Origin of the sequence: Desulfovibrio piger (assembly GCF_951793255.1) — a bacterium.
Taxonomy (GTDB): domain Bacteria; phylum Desulfobacterota; class Desulfovibrionia; order Desulfovibrionales; family Desulfovibrionaceae; genus Desulfovibrio.
On the sequence record NZ_OX636706.1, the window covers coordinates 1,783,306 to 1,801,202 of the forward strand.

Genomic DNA, 17,897 nt, shown 5'->3' on the forward strand with positions numbered 1-17,897 from the left:
GCCTCCCACAAGGAGGTTCTATGGCAACAAAACACAAACGGGCGACCATGACGGCCCGTCAACTGGCAGAGGACTATCTGGCCCACCAGATCACGCGGGACGTGACCCGCACCAGCACCCGGCATCACCTCAACCAGCTGCTGACCCTGTTCGGGGGCTGGCAGGCTCGCCGGGTGGGCGCGGCCCAGATGCAAGAGTTTTTGACCGTCCAGCGGGGGCGCGGCGTCATGGCCACCACAGCGCACCACCGCGTCCGCCTGTGGCGTACCGTCCTAGCCTGGGCCGTGGAGACGGGGCGCCTGCCCGCGTCGCCTCTGGCGGGTTTCCGGCTGCACCGCCCCAGGGCACGGCGCATCGATCCGCCCACGCGGGCCGAGGCTGCGCGCATGTATAAAATGGCCGCGCCGCATATCCGACGTGTGATCGTCTTGGGCATGGCCGCCGGGCCGCGCATAGGCCCCAGCGAGCTTTTTCGGCTTGCATGGGCGGATGTGGATCTGGCGGCGGGCTATATGAGGATGCCCAACGCTGCCAAGGGCGCGAAGGACGACAGCAGGATCGTCCCCATCCGGGACGACATCCTGCCCCTGTTGCGGGAGTGGAGAGAGGAAGACGAAAAGCGAGCCTGTCCGTGGGTTATTCACTGGCAGGGACGGCCGGTGCGATGCATAGGCCATGCGTGGCACCAAGCCCGCAAGGCGGCGGGCATCACGCGGCGCATAACGCCCTACAGCCTGCGCCATGCCATGCCCACGGAAGCCCTTGAGCATGGCGCGGACGTGAAAGCGGTGGCGGAGGTCATGGGCCATGCTGACCCGACCATGCTGCTGCGTGTCTATCAGCACACACGCTACAGGCTGCGGAAAAAAGCGGTCAACGCCGCGCCAGGACTGAAACTCGACAAGATTTGACAGTGGCGGGGGCGCTGCAACGCCCCCACCGACGGGCCTGACAAGCCCGCCACGGCCCCACGGATAGAAAAAACGACCCTCTATCCGCAGAGTATCCGCCTTGTCTGAAGTCTCGGCGAGAGACCTTATCAGCATAAGCGGTTATGTCATGGGGCGCAACCGAATTGCATACCATGAAACAGGAGCAACTTACCGAGATCCGCTGCCGCCATTGCGGCAAACTGCTGGCTAAGGCTTGGGCAATCGAAGTGTATCTGGAACACAAATGCTCCCGCTGCGGGGCGTATAACATTCTGCGGGCCACGCGCCCCAATTCGGAACATCCAGAGCGTCCACAGGAGCATTGTCATGCTGAAAGTGGGCAGCCTGTTCAGCGGAGCCGGTCTGTGTGACCTTGGCCTGAGCTGGGCGGGATTCAGGCATCAATGGTTTTGCGAAATCGACCCGTTCTGCCGGATGGTTCTCGCAAGGTACTGGCCGGACATTCCTCTTTATGAGGATGTGAATACTCTGAAAGGCTCTGAACTGCCGCCCGTGGACGTGCTCTGCGGCGGCTTCCCCTGTCAGGACGTATCCCAGGGAGGGAAACATGCGGGAATCAAGAAGGGCACGCGCAGCGGCCTGTGGCTCGAATACGCACGACTCATCGGAGAAATACGTCCCCGGTACGTCATCATCGAAAACGTCCGGGGCTTGCTCGCCAGGGGAATTGAGATCGTCCTGCAAGATTTGGCCGAGATCGGGTATGATGCGGAATGGGAAGTGCTTTCCGCAGCCGCCCTTGGTGCCCCTCATCGGCGCGAACGCGTGTTTGTTGTTGCCTTCCCCCACAGTAACGGCCCTGACCCAGAGCGTAGGCTTTTATCTCCGCTCCAAAGAATCGTGGGAGAAGTCGACCAACCTTTCGGCATACTTGCTTGGCTTGGAATACGGATTGTCGGGCAAAGCCGCGAAGCCGTCCGGCACGCATATCCCGGCCCCGTCCTTTATTGAGTGGATGATGGGCGTGCCGGAGGGCTGGACTATCCCGTAAATATCCCGCCCGTTCCCCGGCGGGTTCTTCCTGAATGGCGCAGCCGCCTGAAGGCTCTGGGGAACGGCATCCTGCCCCAGCAGGCATATGCTGTGGGAGCCTGCATCATGGCGCGCGAGGGAAGGCGCGTTTCCCCCATGCCGTTTGACTCCTGAGAACCGAGAGTTCCAGCGATGAGGGCCACGAGCCCCGTTTTGAAGAAGAAATATATGGATTCTCACTTTCAAACGGACGGTATCTCGCTCTATCAGGGGGATGCCCTGCGCGTCCTCACAACCTTGCCTGAGGCAAGCGTGGACGCAGTCCTCACCGATCCGCCGTATTCCAGCGGAGGCGTCACTCTGGGGGCACGACAGGCCGACCCGGCACAAAAATATCAGTCCAGTGGAACAAAGAAGCAATATCCGCCCATGCTGGGCGATTCCAAGGATCAGCATAGCTGGATCATGTGGTGTACGCTGTGGCTCGGCGAATGCTGGCGCATTGCCCGCGAAGGTGCACCGCTCATGGTGTTCACCGACTGGAGGCAGCTTCCGGCCCTGAGTGATGCCGTGCAAGCCGCAGGGTGGAAATGGCTGGGCATCGTGCCCTGGGACAAGCGAAGTGCCCGCCCGCAAATCGGCAAGTTCCGCCAGCAGTGCGAATATGTGCTGTTCGCCGTCAAAGGGCGTTTCATTGCCCATACGCGAACCTGCTTGCCTGGCGTGTATGGCTACCCTGTGATTGCCGCCAGAAAAGTGCATCTGACCAGCAAGCCGGTGGAGCTCATCGAAGACCTGCTGGCTGTGGCGGCTCCACAGGCAACTGTCCTGGACCCGTTCATGGGCGGTGGGAGCGTGGGCGAGGCATGTATCAGGACTGGCCGGAGCTATATCGGCATGGAGCTGTCGCCAGAGTATTACGAAATCAGCCGCAGTAGGCTGACAGCCGTGCTCGCTGAACGCACATAGAAAAAGGCGAGGTCGCAGGACCCCGCCTTTTTGCAATGATGTTGCGTCCTATGAAATATCGAGCCACACAGGTTATTACGCTTCCTCAAGGGGATTTTTAACGGCGCGCATCAGCCTTCCCTGCCCGTGACGAGGCACTGGCCCTGCGGGCATTCCTGTCCGTCGAGATTGTCCAGCCAGATCCGCTGCAGGGCGGGGTGTTCGTGCAGGAAGCCCTCTTCGCCCTGGAGCCGGAAGACCAGGTTGCTGTCCAGAAGGGCCTGACGTTCGGGCAGGCTTTGGAGCATCTCCGGCTGCCAGCGGTCCAGAAAGGCCAGCAGGGCGCGGGCGTGTCTGTCGTCCGCATCCTGCAGCAGTTTCCTGTGGAGCGCGTGGAAGGCTGCGGCGGTCTCCGGGCTGGGGCGCGTATCGTCCTTTCCGTCAACGCCCAGCACATACGCCGCGTCATCCCAGAGCATGTTCGGGAGCAGTTCCTTTTTCCGCCGCCGTGCCGCCGGGACGGACATCTTGCGCGGCTTGCCTTTACTGTCGCGCAGGTCGCGGACAGATCTCAGGCTGCCGTCTTCAGCGATGACCAGGGCAAAGGAGATCTCCGCGCTGCCCGTTGCCGGGCCTGCGTCCATGGCCGGTTCTTCGTGGAGGAAGCGGTCTTCGCCTTCAAGCTGGAAGACCAGGCGGCTGCCCAGCAGGGCCTGACGTTCGGGCAGGCTGTGGAGCATCTCCGGCCGCCAGTGATCCAGAAAGGCCAGCAGCGCTTTGGCGTGTCTGTCCGGGCAGGCATCGAAACGCTCATGATGCAGCGCCAGAAAGGACTGTCGTTTTTCCGGGGAGGGGCAGGAATCGTCACGTCCGTCGATGCCGAGGACGTAGGAGGTTTTGTCCCACAGGAAGTTGGCGGCGACATTGCTCGATCGGCTGACCGCCGCCGGTACGAAACGGCGCAGCGGCTTGCCTTTGCTGTCGCGCAGGTCATGCACGCCTTTCAGGCTGCCGTCTTCGCCGATGACCAGGGCAAAGTGGATGGCTTCGGCGCTCATGCCTTCGGGCGGCATGCCGGACTGGGGATCCTGCGTCATGCGGTCGTAAAAACGGTACAGTTCTGTCAGATACATAGGGTTTCCCTTTTCCAGCGGGCCACGTCGATGATCCCCTGTTCCAGGCGCGGACGATAGAACAGGGGCTTCATGCCGTGGGCATAGTCGATGTCGTACAGCATATAGCCGAGATCGCGCGGCGCATCGTGGGCAAGGCTGGAGGCGGGCATCGCATCCTCTTCTTCCAGAAGGGAAAAATAGGCGGGGAACTCACGGCACCCCAGACAAGGCTGCTGGAAGCACTCGCCATTCCGTGCGCGGCGCCGAAAGATGTCGATGTGCTTGCCTTCGTTGTCCGACGGGCCGGCTTTGTCCGTCAGCTCGAAATGGGCCTCGATGACGTAATCCACATGCCGCAGCAGCAGGGTGGCCCGTTGCTGGCGGCATTCGTCGGCGAACAGGTACAGGGGCGTGCCGTTCTTTGCCGCATTTTTGACGCTTTTCACGCTGGGGCCCTTTTCCGAGACCTCGTTGCGCCGGATGCTGTCGAACACGATGGGGTTCAGGACGTGGATCCTGTCCACGAGCCAGCGTATGGCCGGTTTCCAGTGGATGGCTTCAAGGATGCCGCGCATCGCCGATGGCGTGGGGACATCATTGCTGCAGCGTTCCCCCTTGTTTTCCGGGCGGGTGAACAGGGCATAGTCGCCCCGGACCCGTAATCTGACTCCGATCATGGGAGCCTCCTTTCAGTTGCTGTCCTTGCCGGGATCTTCCCGGCCTGTCTGGCGGATCAGAAAACCAGATCTGCCGAGGAGATGCCGTCCGCCATCCGCACATCCAGTCCGGTGTCCTCCGCATAGCCCAGACCGCCGCTGAGCAGGTACACGCAGTCATGGAGGCACTCCAGCCGGCCGGCCTGTTCCATGGCTTCCCGTTCCCAGCGATAGACCTGGACGCTGTAGGATTGCAGCCTGCGGAACACCCGGGAGGGGAGGGTCTGCTCGTTGCGCAGGCAGGTGCGCAACTCTTCCGGGAGCTGGGATTCGATGACTACGCTATCCGTTTGAGATTCGATAAACTGGAATGTTCTGTCGATCTCCGCAAAATCCGCATCCAGCTTGGGGATGCGGTAAAAGCGCGGGTCCAGGGCGGCATTGGAGGAGGTGACGAGCTTCATCTTCCGGAGGATGGCGTGCTCATCGAGCAGTTCCGGGTGGCTGTACAGGGCCTGGAAATAACGCCGGATGGTCGCGGGCCCGAACAGGTCGTCCGCATCCTGGACAAGGGCACAGGCCTCGCGTCTGCGGTTCAGGTCGGCGGCCCGGAGGGGAACGGGCTGTTCGCCGTCAAAGACGCAGACCTGCCCAAGCTCCCGTTCTCCATGCCTGTTGCAGCGCCCGGCTGCCTGGGCAATGACATCGAGGCCGTTGCGTTCGCGATAGACCACGGGAAAGCTGATATCCACGCCGCACTCGATGAGCGAGGTGCTGATGACACGGCAGGGAAGGCCGCTGGCCAGCCTTTCCCGTATGGTCTGCAAGGTGCGGCTGCGGTGGCAGGGCGTCATGTACGCGCTGAGATGGAAAAGATCCTCGTTTTTGCCGCATCGCTCGAACAGCGCGCGGGCATGGCGCCGTGAATTCAGGATGCAGAGCACCCGGCGCTCCGCCAGCAGGCGTGCGCCCAGTTCCGCATCGGTGAGCATGGGCTCAAAGGTCGTCCGCACGCGTTCAAAGATCCTGAACAGGGCCGGGAGGGTCGATTCGGGCACCAGGCTGCGGACTTCGTCCGCTTCGAACCCGCAAGGCAGGGCCGTGGAGCGCAACAGGGCCGGCTGGGTGGCCGTGCAGAGGACGATGCTTGTCCCGTAGTGCCCGGCAAGGCTGCGCAGGGCCTCCACGCAGGGGGCGACAAAGGGCACGGGGATCATCTGGGCTTCGTCGAGGATGACCACACTGCGGGCGATGTTGTGCAGTTTGCGGCAGCGGGAAGGCTTGCAGGAAAACAGGGATTCGAAAAACTGGACGGACGTGGTGACGATGACGGCTGCTTCCCAGTTCTCCGTACTCAGCCGGTATTGCAGGCTGGTCGTACTTTCGTCATCGCCTTCGTCGGGATGGACGAAATTGCTGTGGTGTTCCAGCACCACCTCATCGCCGAGCGCCTCGCGGAATATTTGGGCGTTCTGTTCGATGATGCTGGTGTAGGGCACCACAAAGATGATGCGGCGCAGATCGTGCCGGATGGCGTGCCGGATGGCGAAAGACAGCGAGGAGAGCGTCTTTCCCCCTCCGGTCGGGACTGTGAGCGAGAACAGGCCGGGAGCGGCGGCCGCAGCCTGTTCGCACTGTTCGCGGATGAAGGAGCGGGCCAGGGCGATGGCCTTTTGGCGTTCACTGCTGCCGCAGGGCGCGGCCGCACCTGCCTCGAGTTCTTCCGGGGCCACACGGCTTTCGTGCAGGAATCCTTTGCGATGCAGATAGTCTTCCAGTCGGGCGGCCAGCGGCGACAGGGCGGGGACCGCTGGCCGGAGCCGGTAGATGTCGGGGGTGCAGAAACGTTCCGTATCAAGATAGTCGGCATCCACAAGGCAGGAAAACAGCATGCGCAGGGCAAAGCAGATGCGGAAGGGATCAGGATGGCGTCCCTGCTTGCAGATGAGCGGGAGCATCTCCTGGTAGATGTCCATGGGAGAGGCCGGAAGCGGGATGGCCGCGGGGTCCCAGGAGGGGAGCTTTTGGATATTGCCGGGAGCAAGGCGGTGGTCGAGACCGGTACCGTATTCGGATCCGGCGTCGGGCAGGCCGCCGTGATGTCCGAGGATGGGATAGGCCAGAAAACGGGACAGCATGGTGCCCAGGGCGGCGGTCTGCCGGGATGGAGACGCTTCCCAGCGTTGCCCGAGCAGTACGGCCCCTGCTGTGGAATGATCGACACGTGGGCCGCCTTCCAGCCTGCGCTGGAATCCTTCTGTGGCTTTTCCGGCATCGTGGTGGGCACCCAGCGTCGCCCCTGTCCTGGCGGCTCCGAACAAGGAGGCAAAGTCCGCTGCCAGCCTGCCGACGTTTTCCAGATGCTCCTGCAAGGTCTGCCAGTCTTCTTTCGGATGGCCGGCGAGCGTATGCGCGTACAGCATGCGTCCCTCCCGAGAGTATGGAGAAATATATGTGTCGTTATTGTCCCACTCAGGGAGGGGTAAAACCCCCACCTTTAGGTGGCGGCTTTAGCGTTTCTTTTGTAGTCTGTGGGCATGAGCAATTATCGTAAAGGCTCCCACAGTGTTTTTTCAATTCACCTGCACCTGGTCTGGATAACCAAGTACAGGAAAAAGATTTTGTCAGGCGACATCGCCCAGAGAGCCAGGTCGCTGATACGCGGCATCTGTGAAAAGCATCAGGTGGAAATTCTCAAAGGACATATAGCACCCGACCATATCCATCTTTTCGTTTCGATTTCACCAAGCCTTGCTGTGAGCAAGTTGATGCAACAACTGAAAGGCCGAACCGCGCATGCCATGATAAATGAATTTCCATTGTTGCGCCGCCAGTACTGGGGACGTCATATGTGGGCGCGTGGCTATTTCTGTTGCAGCAGTGGCAATGTGACCGATGAGGTCATTAAGCAATACATCACGCAACAGGAAGATGCAGATGAAACCTTCCGAATTGAGGGGGAATGACTTCAGCCTGCTTCAGCAGGGGCCATACCGGCTTTAGCCGGAACGCGACTTTAGTCGCCACGGTGAATCCACCGGCTTTAGCCGGTGGAGTGTTCAATTTATTGTATCAGTTTATTTGTAATGGCTGCAATACGAATTCGGGAGAAAATCATGCCGGCTTTGTGATGTCTTGTTTTTCTTCTGTGATTCCAGATTATTGAAGGCTGTTGCGTTGTGAGTGAGGGGCTTGGAAGGGCGTCGTGCGTCACTGCTGCGCCGACAGGCTGGAAAGATCGCTGGATCGTCTGTCCTGCGCATGACGAGAGGGAAAAAGTCCCGTCCCGCAGCTGCATCCGGCATAAAAAAAGCCCGGCATGGAGCATTCCATACCGGGCGTGCCTTGCAGGCGGATGCCGTCAACCCGTCAGGCCGCGGCGGGGAGGTCCTTGCCGATTAGGCAAAGAACATCTTGGACAGGGTCATGGGATCGATATACTTGCCGTCCTTGTAGACGCGCATGTTGCCGGAGGCGATCTCGTCGATGAGGATGACCTTGCCGTCGGCGTCATAGCCGTATTCGAACTTGATGTCGTACAGGACCAGGCCCTTTTCCTTCAGGTCGTCGGCCACGATCTGGGTGATCTTCTGGGTCATGTCCTTGATGTCGTCGTACTGCTTGTCGGTCATCACGCCCAGGGCCACCAGGGCGTCCTTGGTGACCAGGGGGTCGCCCAGGGCGTCGTTCTTGAAGGTGGTTTCCACATAGGCGGGCAGGTCGGCACCTTCTTCGATGTAATCACCGTAACGGCGGATGAAGCTGCCCACGGCCTTGTGGCGGCAGATCACTTCCAGGCCCTTGCCGAAGGGCTTGGCAGGCAGGACTTCCATGGTGGTGTCGGCCAGGTTGGCGCTCACATAGTGGGTCTTGATGCCGGCGGCATTGATCTTTTCGAAGAAGTAGATGGACATGCGCAGGTTCACGTCGCCCACGCCGTCGATGGTCAGGCCCACGGAGTTCTCGCCGGGATCGAAAACGCCGTCCTTGCCGGTGCAGTCATCTTTGAACTTCAGCAGATAGTTGCCGTTTTCCAGGGCATAGACGTTCTTCGTTTTGCCAGTGTAGATGAGCTCCATTTTCGATACCTCCGTGAAGCTATGGTGGGAGAAAAATTTTGTTTCGGCCCGGCAGGGCCGGTCAGAATCAAAAAATGTCCGGTATGCATATAATTATTATAGTGTGAAATCAAGCAGGGAATATGGGGGATATTTTTTACTGCATAAAGGCAATGCATTAAGAAAAAGAGTGAGTAAATTTTTTATTTTTTATTTTTTATCTAATTTTATAAAAAAATCCTGTGCGATGGATGAAAAAAAAATCCATAAATGGCATTATTATGTAGTGTTACATTTGTTTTTTCTGTTTTTTGTTGCAGTATGTTGAAAGCATGATGGCTGCATCTGGACCACGCTTTGATTCCCGTACGCTTTTTTCCCTGATGCATGGCCCTGCGGCTGCCTGCGAGGCCTTGAAAAAAAATGAAAAAAGTCCCCTGGCCACGATGGTCAGGGGACTTTTTGTTTCAGGCAGGGACCCTACTTGTTGTCAGCCAGGTTGGCCTGTTCGAATTCGTCCAGGGCCTTGCTCACGACCTTGGCCAGACCGATGAGGGCGATAAGGTTGGGGAAGGCCATGAGGCCGTTGAACATGTCGGCCAGTTCCCACACCAGGTTCACCTGCAGCAGGGAACCCATGACGATGAAGCACATCACCACCACGCGGTAGGGGGTCACGCCGCGGGTACCGAACAGGTACTTGACGTTCTGCTCACCGAAGAAATACCAGCCCACGATGGTGGAGAAGGCGAAGAACAGCAGGCAGATGGCCACGAACTTGATACCAAAGGCACCCAGACCGGTGGAGAAGGCCTTCTGGGTCAGGGCGATACCGGTGGTGGTACCGTCCAGAGCGCCGGTGACGAAGATGACCAGGGCGGTCATGTTGAGCACGACGAAGGTATCGATGAACACGCTGACGATACCCATCAGGCCCTGCTGGGCGGGGTACTGCACCTTGGCCACGGCATGGGCGTGAGGCGTGGAACCCATACCGGCTTCGTTGGAGAACAGGCCGCGGGCCACACCGTAGCGGATGGCTTCCTTGACACCGGCACCGATGATGCCGCCGGTGGCGGCCGAAGGATCGAAGGCGCCCACAAAGATCATCTTGAAGGCGGGGATGATCTGGTCGGCATTGCTGAGGACCACGAACAGGCCGCCGATGACATACAGCAGGGCCATGAGGGGCACCATCTTTTCGGTCACGGCAGCGATGCGGCCGATGCCGCCGAAGAAGACGAAGGCACCGCAGGCGGCGATGATCAGGCCCATGACCAGGGGCGGCACGTCAAAAGCGGTCTTGAAGGCGTCGGCGATGGAGTTGGACTGCACCATGTTGCCGATGCAACCCAGGGCGATGATGATGGAGACCGAGAAGAACACGGCCAGCTTGTGGCTGCCGAGACCTTTGGAGATGTAGTAGGCGGGGCCGCCGGTGATGTGGCCGGCGTCGTCGCGGGTGCGGTAGACCTGGGCCAGCACGGCTTCGGCAAAGATGGTGGCCATGCCGAAGAAGGCGGCGATCCACATCCAGAAGATGGCGCCGGGACCACCCATGGCGATGGCGGTGGCGGCACCGGCCAGGTTGCCGGTACCCACCTGGGCGGCGATGGCGGTGGCCACGGACTGGAAGGAGCTCATGCCGTGCTTGTCGGCGCGCTTGCCCTTCAGGGAAAGGTCACCGAAGAGCATGCGCACGGCCTGTCCGAACTTGCGGATCTGGATGAACTTCAGCCGGATGGTGAAGTATATGCCCACACCACACAGCAGCGGGATAAGGCAGTACATGCCCCAGATGAAGCTGTTGATGTTGGAGACAAGTTTCGTCAATTCTTCCATGGTTTCCCCCTCAGGCTATCCGGCCTGCATGTCATCCGGCAGGAGAACCCCGTGTCCGTCCGTCGTCTGGCAAGGCATGTCGAATATGGAATGATGGTGTCATGTTCCCGGCAACCTTCGCGAGATTCATGTATGGATGAATGATCTGCATCCATACGGGGCCAAAAAAACAGCGCGTCCTTTTTTCGTTCCGGGGCGGGCCCGGTACGGATGCCGGTACGGTGGTGTCCGGCGGGCAGGGGCGCTGTCATTGTTCGCTATGGTTGTCGTCTATTTATCTATGTATGTGCGACATTAAACCGTAACGCGGAAAATGTCCATGCCGGAATTGATTGGGAATCATTTCCCAAGCATCGCGTGGAGAGCAAAAAAATATGCGTGATGCCGGCTTGTTGGCTGCCGTTTCTGGAAAAAGTCCTGCCCCGGGATGAGCGGATGGGAGCGCCCTCGCTCTTGCGGTCCGGAGAGGGACATGCAGCCCGTCAGGGACGGGGAAGACCGGGATCAGGGGCCGGGAGGGCGCGTACCCTTGGCAGTGGCGGACGCCGCAAAAAAGATCGCCGTCAGGGGGAAGGCATGCCAGGGCAGGGGAAGAGAGGCGGACAAAAGGCGGACGGGGCTGGCGGATCCCGGTGATGGAAAAAACTGACCTGCATCCCGAAAAGGAAAACAGCAAGGGAAAAAGAAAAAGGGACCGCACGGATGCAGTCCCCAATGGCATCAGTCCTCGTCCCGGACGCTGCTGCGGCGTCTGCGGCGGGGCCTTTCTTCTTCCACTTCCTCGGGAAGGTCGGGCGTGGAGAGCTGTTCCCGGATGCGGTCGCGCTCTTCCCGGGGCTTGGCCACCAGGCGCAACTGCTTGACCAGCACCTTGCCGATGACCAGCACTTCTTCCACATCGGCCAGCTGTTCGAAGTCCGGGGCATCGGGGCTGAAATCTTCGGGAGCGTCCCGCAGTTCTCCAGAAGTCATCCTGAAAATATACATGACGTGCCTCCGTGGCAGCAGTTTTGAGTTTTTCGTATCCAGCTGGACAAAGGGCGACGTGCGCAACAGGGCCAGCCGTTCTTCCGTCATGGCGCGACAGGGGAAATGCCGGCAGGCCAGACAGGCCAGCAGGGGCCGCTGATGCCCCTTGAGCGGGCAGCGGATGGCTTTTTCCGTGGGGTCTGCGTATCTTCCCATGACGAACACCTTTGCCTTGCTATAGCAAAGAGTGCCTTCCGGGCCTAGCCGGGAAGAGGGAAATTTTTTCGCCGTGCCCGGCCTCGGCGCGCGCGACGTGCCCGGCGGAAGATACGGAGTGCCGGAGGGCTGCCCCGTCCTTTCCGTACAGGGTCGCTGCGGGGAGAGGAGCCGAAAAAATTTTATCAAGCTGTGTGCAGCTCATGGGCGGCACATCGCAGACCTCGCCGGCGGCGATGGCGTGTGCAGCAAGGGGAGCGGCGGTGCCCCTTGGCAGTGCCCTGCCGATGCGGGAGGGCAGGGACGCCCGCTGCTGCTGGTTCCTCCGGCGGATCAGTCCCGGCGGGCCCAGGTGCAGCGGTCCAGACCGGCCAGATCCTGCTCGGTGCGGGGCGCGCCGTAACCGGCCTCCATCAGCAGACGGCGCACGGCCTCGCCCTGGCGGTAACCGTGTTCCATGGCGATAAGGCCGCCCGGTTTCAGGGCCTGCTGTCCGGAACGGATGACGGCGTGCAGGTGGCGCAGACCGTCCTGCTCGGAAAAGAGCGCGCTGTGCGGCTCGTGATGCAGGACTTCCGCCATGACCTCGTCTTCTTCCGCAGCGGCGATGTAGGGCGGATTACTGACCAGCACGTCCAGCCCCTGCGGCAACAGCGGCGGCGTGAACATGTCCCCCCGTACCAGGGCCAGACGGTCAGCGGCCTGCAGGCTGCGGATGTTGCGGGCCGCCACGGGCAGGGCCCCGGCGCTGTATTCCAGCAGCAGGCCCCGGCTGTGCGGCAGCTCCAGAGCCAGCGTGATGCCGATGCAGCCCGTGCCCGTGCCCAGATCCGCAAAGCGCACGTCCCTGTGCCCTTCGCATTCCCGCAGCACGATCTCCAGCAGCAGCTCGGTCTCCGGCCGGGGGATGAGTGTCTGCGGACTGACCTCGAAATCGCGGCCGAAGAACTCGCGCCGCCCGGTGATGTGGGCCAGCGGTTCACCGGCGCAGCGGCGGGCGGTCAGGGCGCGGATGGCGGCGGCTGCGTCGTCCGCCACAGGGGAGGGCATGGCCAGCATCAGGCCGATGCGGTCAAGGTGCAGCACATGGCCTGCCAGCAGGCGGGCCTCCAGCGCGGGGGCATCCGTGCCTGCGGCGTGCAGGTCGCGGGTCAGCGAGGTCAGCAGTTCCTGAAGGGTCATATCCTTGTCCTGTGTGCGGCTGGGCAAAGCAAAAAGGCCCGGGGCAACGCCATGTCGTCCCGGGCCATCCGCGTCACCGCCTTGCAGGGGCAACAGCGGCGTTATTTCTTTTCCGTGGCCGGAGCGGCTTTCCTGGCACGCGCGGCCGTCTTTTTGACAGGTTCGAAGGCCAGGGCCAGCACATCATCATAAGTGTGCGCGGGGTGGACCTTGATCTTTTTCAGCAGTTCCTTGGGGACCTCTTCCAGATCCTTGACGTTCTGGCTGGGGATGATGACATGCTTGAGCCCGCGTGCCACACCGGCCAGGATCTTTTCCTTGATGCCGCCCACGGGCAGCACCCGGCCCTGCAGGGTGATCTCGCCGGTCATGCAGGTATCGGCCCGCACGATGCGGCCGCTCAGGGCCGAGATCAGGGCCGAGGTCAGCGTGACACCGGCGGAGGGGCCGTCCTTGGGCACGGCACCGGCAGGCACATGGATGTGGATGTCCTGCGTATCGCTGAAGTCCGCGTCGATGCCCAGGCTGTCGGCCCGGCTGCGGATGTAGCTCATGGCGATGCGGGCGCTTTCCTTCATGACGTCGCCCAGCTGGCCCGTGAGCTGCAGGTTGCCCTTGCCCTTCATGCAGGCGCATTCGATGGTCAGCACCTCGCCGCCGGCCGGGGTCCAGGCCAGGCCCAGAGCCATGCCGGGCATGAGGCGCTTGTCCTTCTCGTCTTCGATGAAGCGCGGCGCGCCCAGCAGTTTTTCCACCATGGCGCTGTCCACGGTGAAACTGCCCTTCTTGCCTTCGGCACGCTGGCGGGCCAGCTTGCGGCAGATGGAGCCCAGCTCCCGTTCCAGGTTGCGCAGGCCGGCTTCGCGGGTATAGCCGCGGATGACGGCGGTAAGGGCGGTATCGTCCATGATGACGTCACCTTCACGCAGGCCGTTCTCCGTCACCTTCTTGGGCAGCAGGTGGCGTTTGGCGATCTCCACCTTTTCCTGCATGGTGTAGCCGGGCAGGCTGATGACCTCCATGCGGTCGCGCAGGGGAGTCGGGATGGTCTCCAGATGGTTGGCTGTGCACAGGAACATGACCTTGGAAAGGTCGAAGGGCACGTTCAGATAGTGGTCGCTGAAGGTATGGTTCTGTTCGGGGTCCAGCACTTCCAGCAGAGCGGACGAGGGGTCGCCCCGGAAATCGGAACCCAGCTTGTCCACTTCGTCCAGCACGATGACCGGGTTGCGGGTCCCGGCCTGTTTGATGGCCTGGATGATGCGGCCGGGCATGGCGCCGATATAGGTGCGGCGGTGGCCGCGGATCTCGGCCTCGTCATGCATGCCGCCCAGGGACAGGCGCTGGAAATGACGGCCCAGGGCCCGCGCGATGGAGCGGCCCAGCGAGGTCTTGCCCACGCCTGGAGGGCCGGCGAAGCAGAGGATGGGCCCCTTGGACTGGGGATTGAGCTTGCGCACGCTGAGGAATTCCAGGATGCGGTCCTTGATCTTGTCCAGACCGTAGTGGTCCTCATCCAGGATGGCCTTGGCATGGGCGATGTCCAGACGGTCGCGGGAAAGCTTCTTCCAAGGCAGTTCCACCAGCCAGTCCAGATAGGTGCGCACCACGTTGGCCTCGGAAGAATCGGCGTGCATGCCGGACAGGCGGCGCAATTGCTTGTCCGCTTCCTTGCGCACGTCCTTGGGCAGACCGGCCTTGTCCAGGGCCTTGCGCAGCTCGTCCAGCTCTTCTTCGCCTTCGGAGGCCGCATCGCCCAGTTCGTGACGGATGGCCTTGATCTGTTCGCGCAGGAAGTATTCCTTTTGCGCCTTGTCCATGCCTTCGCGGGCCGTGCTCTGGATGTGGGCCTGCATGGTGGCCACTTCCACCTCGCGTTCGAGCTGGATGTTGACCAGCATCAGGCGCTCCACGGGGTTCACGGCTTCGAGGATGCGCTGGGCCTCGGCGGTCTTCATGCGCAGGTTGGCGGCGATGAGGTCGGCCAGACGGCCCGGTTCCTCCACGCCCTGGAGCACGGCCAGGATGTCCGGGGAGGCCACGCCGCGCAGCTGGAGCACCTTTTCGCTCTGCTCACGGGCGGAGCGCAGCAGGGCTTCTATCTTGGCGTCGCGCGGGGGCGTCTCTTCCTGCAGGACGGTGATGCGGGCTTCCAGATAGGGCTCCACACGGTGGTAGCCTTCCACCTTGGCCCGGCTGGCGCCCTGCACCAGGATCTTGATGCGGCCGTCGGGCATCTTGAGCATGCGCATGACCTGCACTACCGTACCGGCAGTGTAAAGGTCGTTGGGGCCGGGATCTTCGGTGGATTCTTCCTTCTGGGTGCAGACCAGCAGGTGGCGCCCCTTCTTGAGGGCGGCTTCCACGGCTTTGACGGATTTTTCGCGACCGATGAACAGCGGCAGGATCATGTAGTTGAACACTACGACATCCCGAACGGGCAGCACCGGCAGCAGGTCGGAGATCTGCTGTTCGCCGGGGGCCGACGCCTGTTCGTCGCCGCTCGTCCCCTGGTCCTGTCCGGCGGCATCCACCGCCTGGCTCAGGGCATCCTGCAACTGGGACAGCATGTCCTCCAGCGGATGGTCGTTCTTTTTCTGATCAGACATATATACTCCCGGACTGCTTACAGGTGTCTGCACTGGCAGATGCTGTAGCAGCCATTATCGGTGACGATCACATGGTCCAGAAAACGCAGCCCCATGTTGACGGCCAGCTCCCGCACGGTATTGGTGAAGATGAGGTCGGGCTGGGAGGGCCGGGTCTGGCCGCCCGGATGGTTGTGCACCAGGATGATGCCGCTGGCCTTGTAGCGCAGGGCAGGCTCCAGTACATCGCGGGGCAGCAAAGGGACGCTTTCCACATTGCCCTGGCGCAGGCGTTCCCAGGCCACGAGGCGGTTGCCCGCATTGACCATGGCCAGCCAGCATTCTTCCTGCTGGCTGCCGGCCAGACGGGCCCGGGCCATCTCGGCCACTGCCTGGGGCGTTGCCACTTCCACCCCCTGCAACAGGGGCGCGGCCGCATGGCGGGCCAGCACTTCGCGCAGCACCTGCCACATGGAGAGCAGGCCGGGGCCGAAACCCGGCACGGCCAGCAGCTGTTCCGGCGGAGCGTCCAGCACGCCGCGGATATTGTGGAAGCGCAGCAGCAGTTCCCGGGCCAGCGGTTTGGTATCCTTGCGCGGCTGCCCGTAGCCCAGCAACAGTTCCAGGATCTCATAATCGGCCACAGCCAGAGGCTCGCGAGCCAGTCGTTGACGCAGGCGGCTGCGGTGGCCGCTATGGGGAGAGGCAGAGGATACAGGCATTGCGGTCATAAGGTAAGATGCTTTTTGGCAAGCGCAAGGGGCAGAAAAGAGATTCATTGAGGGGAGGGGGACCCCTCATCTCTGCTGTCGATGCCTGTCAGCTCCTTCGCCGCTAACGGGCACGGCCTGCGGCCGCCTTCGGTCGCTGCCGGCGCGAGAGGTGTCCTCCTCCCTTCAAATTCCCCACCTCTCCCCAGCGCGCTTTACTGGAAGCCAAAGAGGACGCCCCGGGGAGCGTCCTCTTTGGCTGCGTGACCAGTCATAAGCTCGGAAGGGCTGATGATGCAGGCCCTCAACTGCCTGTGGCAGAGAGCCCTGTGACTGTCGTCTGTGATTTTTGGGGATAGAGTGCGCCCGGAGAATTGCAGGTGCCGTGTCATATGTCTTCTTGGAAAGTACGGTCCTTTTGAGTCGAAGGTCTGACCGTCATGCAAAAATTTTCCGGAAGAAAGCGCGTTTGGGGGAGGATGGGGGCTTGGGGGAAGGGACCCCCTTTTCGCGCCAGTAAAAGGGGGTCCCTTCCCCCAATAAAAGCGACACGGGCCGTGCCCGTTGCGACGGAGGAAGCTGCGGGCGACAGCGGAACAAGGGGGGCTTCCCCCAAAAAATCAGTGTGCTTTCAAAAATCCCTAGCGCCGGGCAGCGGCGAAAAGGGCCACAAGGTCGGTGGCCAGCTTGTCCAGGCTTTGCTCAGGCGTGCAGCGGCCGCTCTTGATGGCCAGCTCGGCGTCCATGATCATGCCCAGACAGCGGGCCAGGGCGGCGGGGCCCAGACGGCGTGCCAGCTGTTGCTTGGCGTTGGCTTCGGAGGGATGGAAGCGGACTTTCTCGCCCGCGCAGGCCTGCCAGAGCTGGCGGAACTCGCGGGCCAGCAGGGAGAGCAGGGGGAAAAGCAGGCCTTCCACGTCCTTGCGGCCCCGGGCCAGCTCTTTCCAGACAGCGGCCAGGTTGCCGGCTTCCATATGGCGGATGCAGGCGAAGATATTGCATTCCGGGGCCCAGGAGCTGGTGGCCAGCATGTCCGTGGTGACGGACCAGGGCATGGCCTGCCCGTCATCCGCCGGGCGCAGGAGCAGGAGTTTTTCCAGTTCGTTCTCCACGGCCTGGGCATCGGGGGGCACGGAGGTGCAGAACTGTTCGAAGGCGTCGGCCTCGAAGGGGATGCCCAGGGCCTGGGCGCGGTCGCGGACATATTTCTTGATGCTGCGCTCGCTCAGGCCTTCGCTGCGCCAGATCCAGCCCTGCTGGTCGGCAAAGCCCAGGCAGCGCAGCTTGGCGATGTGGGCAGGGATCTTGGGCTGGCCTTTTTCCCAGGCCACTTCCAGGCAGAAGAAAGGCCAGCACTGTTCCGAGGGCCGGGCCAGGGCGGCGGAGATCTTTTTCCAGACCGCGGCGGGCCAGAGATGGGCCTGACGCACCACCAGCAGGCGCGGCGTGCCGAACAGCCCCTGGAGGGTGAGCTGTTCCCAGAAGCGCGGCGAAGGCTCCTCGTCCCCCCAGTGGACGTGCCGTTCCCAGCGGCCGCTGTCGCCCTGGGCGCTCACAAGGGCTTCCAGACGGGCCTGCAAAAGGCGGCTGTCCGGGCAGACGAGAAAGGAAAAACCGGGTCTGGGCATGGTACGTCCTGGGTTCGGGATGGAAAACGACGTTGCGGGGAAAAAAGGCGGACGGCATGT

15 protein-coding genes are annotated in these 17,897 nt (G+C 61.8%); 5 read left to right on the plus strand and 10 right to left on the minus strand.

Translation table 11 applies throughout. The features are described from left to right. Positions 1-20 precede the first annotated feature (20 nt). The 4 genes from Q4I12_RS08055 (at position 21) to Q4I12_RS08070 (ending at position 2,894) form a co-directional block, all read left to right on the plus strand. Positions 21-911, plus strand: coding sequence for a tyrosine-type recombinase/integrase (locus tag Q4I12_RS08055; RefSeq protein WP_302261285.1), 891 nt, complete (start codon positions 21-23; stop codon positions 909-911). Positions 912-1,084: 173 nt separating this feature from the next. Next, complete coding sequence (locus tag Q4I12_RS08060; protein ID WP_302261286.1) at positions 1,085-1,303, plus strand: Com family DNA-binding transcriptional regulator; 219 nt, start codon at positions 1,085-1,087, stop codon at positions 1,301-1,303. After that, a complete protein-coding gene (locus Q4I12_RS08065) occupies positions 1,260-1,904 on the plus strand; it encodes a DNA cytosine methyltransferase (RefSeq protein WP_302261287.1) in 645 nt (214 codons plus the stop codon). The genes Q4I12_RS08060 and Q4I12_RS08065 overlap by 44 nt, the downstream gene beginning before the upstream one ends. Positions 1,905-2,153: 249 nt before the next feature. After that, complete coding sequence (locus Q4I12_RS08070; RefSeq protein ID WP_297160482.1) at positions 2,154-2,894, plus strand: DNA-methyltransferase; 741 nt, start codon at positions 2,154-2,156, stop codon at positions 2,892-2,894. 110 nt (positions 2,895-3,004) lie between these two features. Here the strand turns inward: Q4I12_RS08070 and Q4I12_RS08075 are convergent, their stop codons facing one another. From Q4I12_RS08075 to cas3, 3 genes are read right to left on the minus strand one after another with little or no spacing between them, the layout of a single operon-like run. Then, positions 3,005-4,006: a type I-C CRISPR-associated protein Cas8c/Csd1 gene (locus tag Q4I12_RS08075; protein WP_302261288.1), complete on the minus strand. Its 1,002-nt coding sequence runs from the start codon at positions 4,004-4,006 to the stop codon at positions 3,005-3,007. Beyond that, positions 3,997-4,665: a type I-C CRISPR-associated protein Cas5c gene (gene cas5c, locus Q4I12_RS08080; RefSeq protein ID WP_302261289.1), complete on the minus strand. Its 669-nt coding sequence runs from the start codon at positions 4,663-4,665 to the stop codon at positions 3,997-3,999. Before cas5c ends, Q4I12_RS08075 begins: the two co-directional genes overlap by 10 nt. A 56-nt stretch (positions 4,666-4,721) precedes the next feature. After that, positions 4,722-7,067, minus strand: a complete 2,346-nt coding sequence (cas3, locus tag Q4I12_RS08085) for a CRISPR-associated helicase Cas3' (protein ID WP_302261290.1) — start codon at positions 7,065-7,067, stop codon at positions 4,722-4,724. Between the two features lie 114 nt (positions 7,068-7,181). Between cas3 and tnpA the strand changes: the two genes are divergently transcribed. Beyond that, positions 7,182-7,610 carry an IS200/IS605 family transposase gene (gene tnpA / locus Q4I12_RS08090; protein ID WP_302260190.1) on the plus strand — a complete coding sequence of 143 codons (429 nt, stop codon included), beginning with the start codon at positions 7,182-7,184 and terminating at the stop codon, positions 7,608-7,610. 432 nt (positions 7,611-8,042) lie between these two features. On the opposite strand, the gene Q4I12_RS08095 is transcribed toward tnpA, so the two are convergent. From Q4I12_RS08095 to holA, 7 genes are all read right to left on the minus strand, one after another. After that, positions 8,043-8,723 (minus strand): phosphoribosylaminoimidazolesuccinocarboxamide synthase, encoded by a 681-nt coding sequence (locus Q4I12_RS08095; protein ID WP_006003800.1) that lies wholly within the window; start codon positions 8,721-8,723, stop codon positions 8,043-8,045. Positions 8,724-9,182: 459 nt separating this feature from the next. Continuing rightward, on the minus strand, positions 9,183-10,544 hold the full coding sequence (locus Q4I12_RS08100; RefSeq protein WP_302261291.1) for an alanine/glycine:cation symporter family protein: 1,362 nt from the start codon (positions 10,542-10,544) through the stop codon (positions 9,183-9,185). A gap of 720 nt (positions 10,545-11,264) precedes the next feature. Next, positions 11,265-11,729, minus strand: coding sequence for a hypothetical protein (locus tag Q4I12_RS08105; protein ID WP_297158778.1), 465 nt, complete (start codon positions 11,727-11,729; stop codon positions 11,265-11,267). A 333-nt stretch (positions 11,730-12,062) separates the two neighbouring features. Beyond that, positions 12,063-12,911 (minus strand): peptide chain release factor N(5)-glutamine methyltransferase, encoded by an 849-nt coding sequence (prmC, locus tag Q4I12_RS08110; protein WP_168935430.1) that lies wholly within the window; start codon positions 12,909-12,911, stop codon positions 12,063-12,065. A gap of 101 nt (positions 12,912-13,012) precedes the next feature. Beyond that, on the minus strand, positions 13,013-15,481 hold the full coding sequence (lon, locus tag Q4I12_RS08115; protein WP_437438862.1) for an endopeptidase La: 2,469 nt from the start codon (positions 15,479-15,481) through the stop codon (positions 13,013-13,015). A 56-nt stretch (positions 15,482-15,537) separates the two neighbouring features. After that, entirely contained in the window at positions 15,538-16,230 is a 693-nt protein-coding gene (locus Q4I12_RS08120) for a JAB domain-containing protein (RefSeq protein WP_168935428.1), read from the minus strand. Positions 16,231-16,850: 620 nt separating this feature from the next. After that, positions 16,851-17,837, minus strand: coding sequence for a DNA polymerase III subunit delta (gene holA / locus Q4I12_RS08125; protein WP_168935427.1), 987 nt, complete (start codon positions 17,835-17,837; stop codon positions 16,851-16,853). Positions 17,838-17,897 lie beyond the last annotated feature (60 nt).

Excerpts from the sequence above, each read along its gene's own strand:
- Q4I12_RS08055 (WP_302261285.1), top strand. The coding sequence starts at position 21 with ATGGCAACAAAACACAAACGGGCGACCATGACGGCCCGTCAACTGGCA.
- Q4I12_RS08060 (WP_302261286.1), top strand. The coding sequence starts at position 1,085 with ATGAAACAGGAGCAACTTACCGAGATCCGCTGCCGCCATTGCGGCAAA.
- Q4I12_RS08065 (WP_302261287.1), top strand. The coding sequence starts at position 1,260 with ATGCTGAAAGTGGGCAGCCTGTTCAGCGGAGCCGGTCTGTGTGACCTT.
- Q4I12_RS08070 (WP_297160482.1), top strand. The coding sequence starts at position 2,154 with ATGGATTCTCACTTTCAAACGGACGGTATCTCGCTCTATCAGGGGGAT.
- Q4I12_RS08075 (WP_302261288.1), bottom strand. The coding sequence starts at position 4,006 with ATGTATCTGACAGAACTGTACCGTTTTTACGACCGCATGACGCAGGAT.
- cas5c (WP_302261289.1), bottom strand. The coding sequence starts at position 4,665 with ATGATCGGAGTCAGATTACGGGTCCGGGGCGACTATGCCCTGTTCACC.
- cas3 (WP_302261290.1), bottom strand. The coding sequence starts at position 7,067 with ATGCTGTACGCGCATACGCTCGCCGGCCATCCGAAAGAAGACTGGCAG.
- tnpA (WP_302260190.1), top strand. The coding sequence starts at position 7,182 with ATGAGCAATTATCGTAAAGGCTCCCACAGTGTTTTTTCAATTCACCTG.
- Q4I12_RS08095 (WP_006003800.1), bottom strand. The coding sequence starts at position 8,723 with ATGGAGCTCATCTACACTGGCAAAACGAAGAACGTCTATGCCCTGGAA.
- Q4I12_RS08100 (WP_302261291.1), bottom strand. The coding sequence starts at position 10,544 with ATGGAAGAATTGACGAAACTTGTCTCCAACATCAACAGCTTCATCTGG.
- Q4I12_RS08105 (WP_297158778.1), bottom strand. The coding sequence starts at position 11,729 with ATGGGAAGATACGCAGACCCCACGGAAAAAGCCATCCGCTGCCCGCTC.
- prmC (WP_168935430.1), bottom strand. The coding sequence starts at position 12,911 with ATGACCCTTCAGGAACTGCTGACCTCGCTGACCCGCGACCTGCACGCC.
- lon (WP_437438862.1), bottom strand. The coding sequence starts at position 15,481 with ATGCTGTCCCAGTTGCAGGATGCCCTGAGCCAGGCGGTGGATGCCGCC.
- Q4I12_RS08120 (WP_168935428.1), bottom strand. The coding sequence starts at position 16,230 with ATGACCGCAATGCCTGTATCCTCTGCCTCTCCCCATAGCGGCCACCGC.
- holA (WP_168935427.1), bottom strand. The coding sequence starts at position 17,837 with ATGCCCAGACCCGGTTTTTCCTTTCTCGTCTGCCCGGACAGCCGCCTT.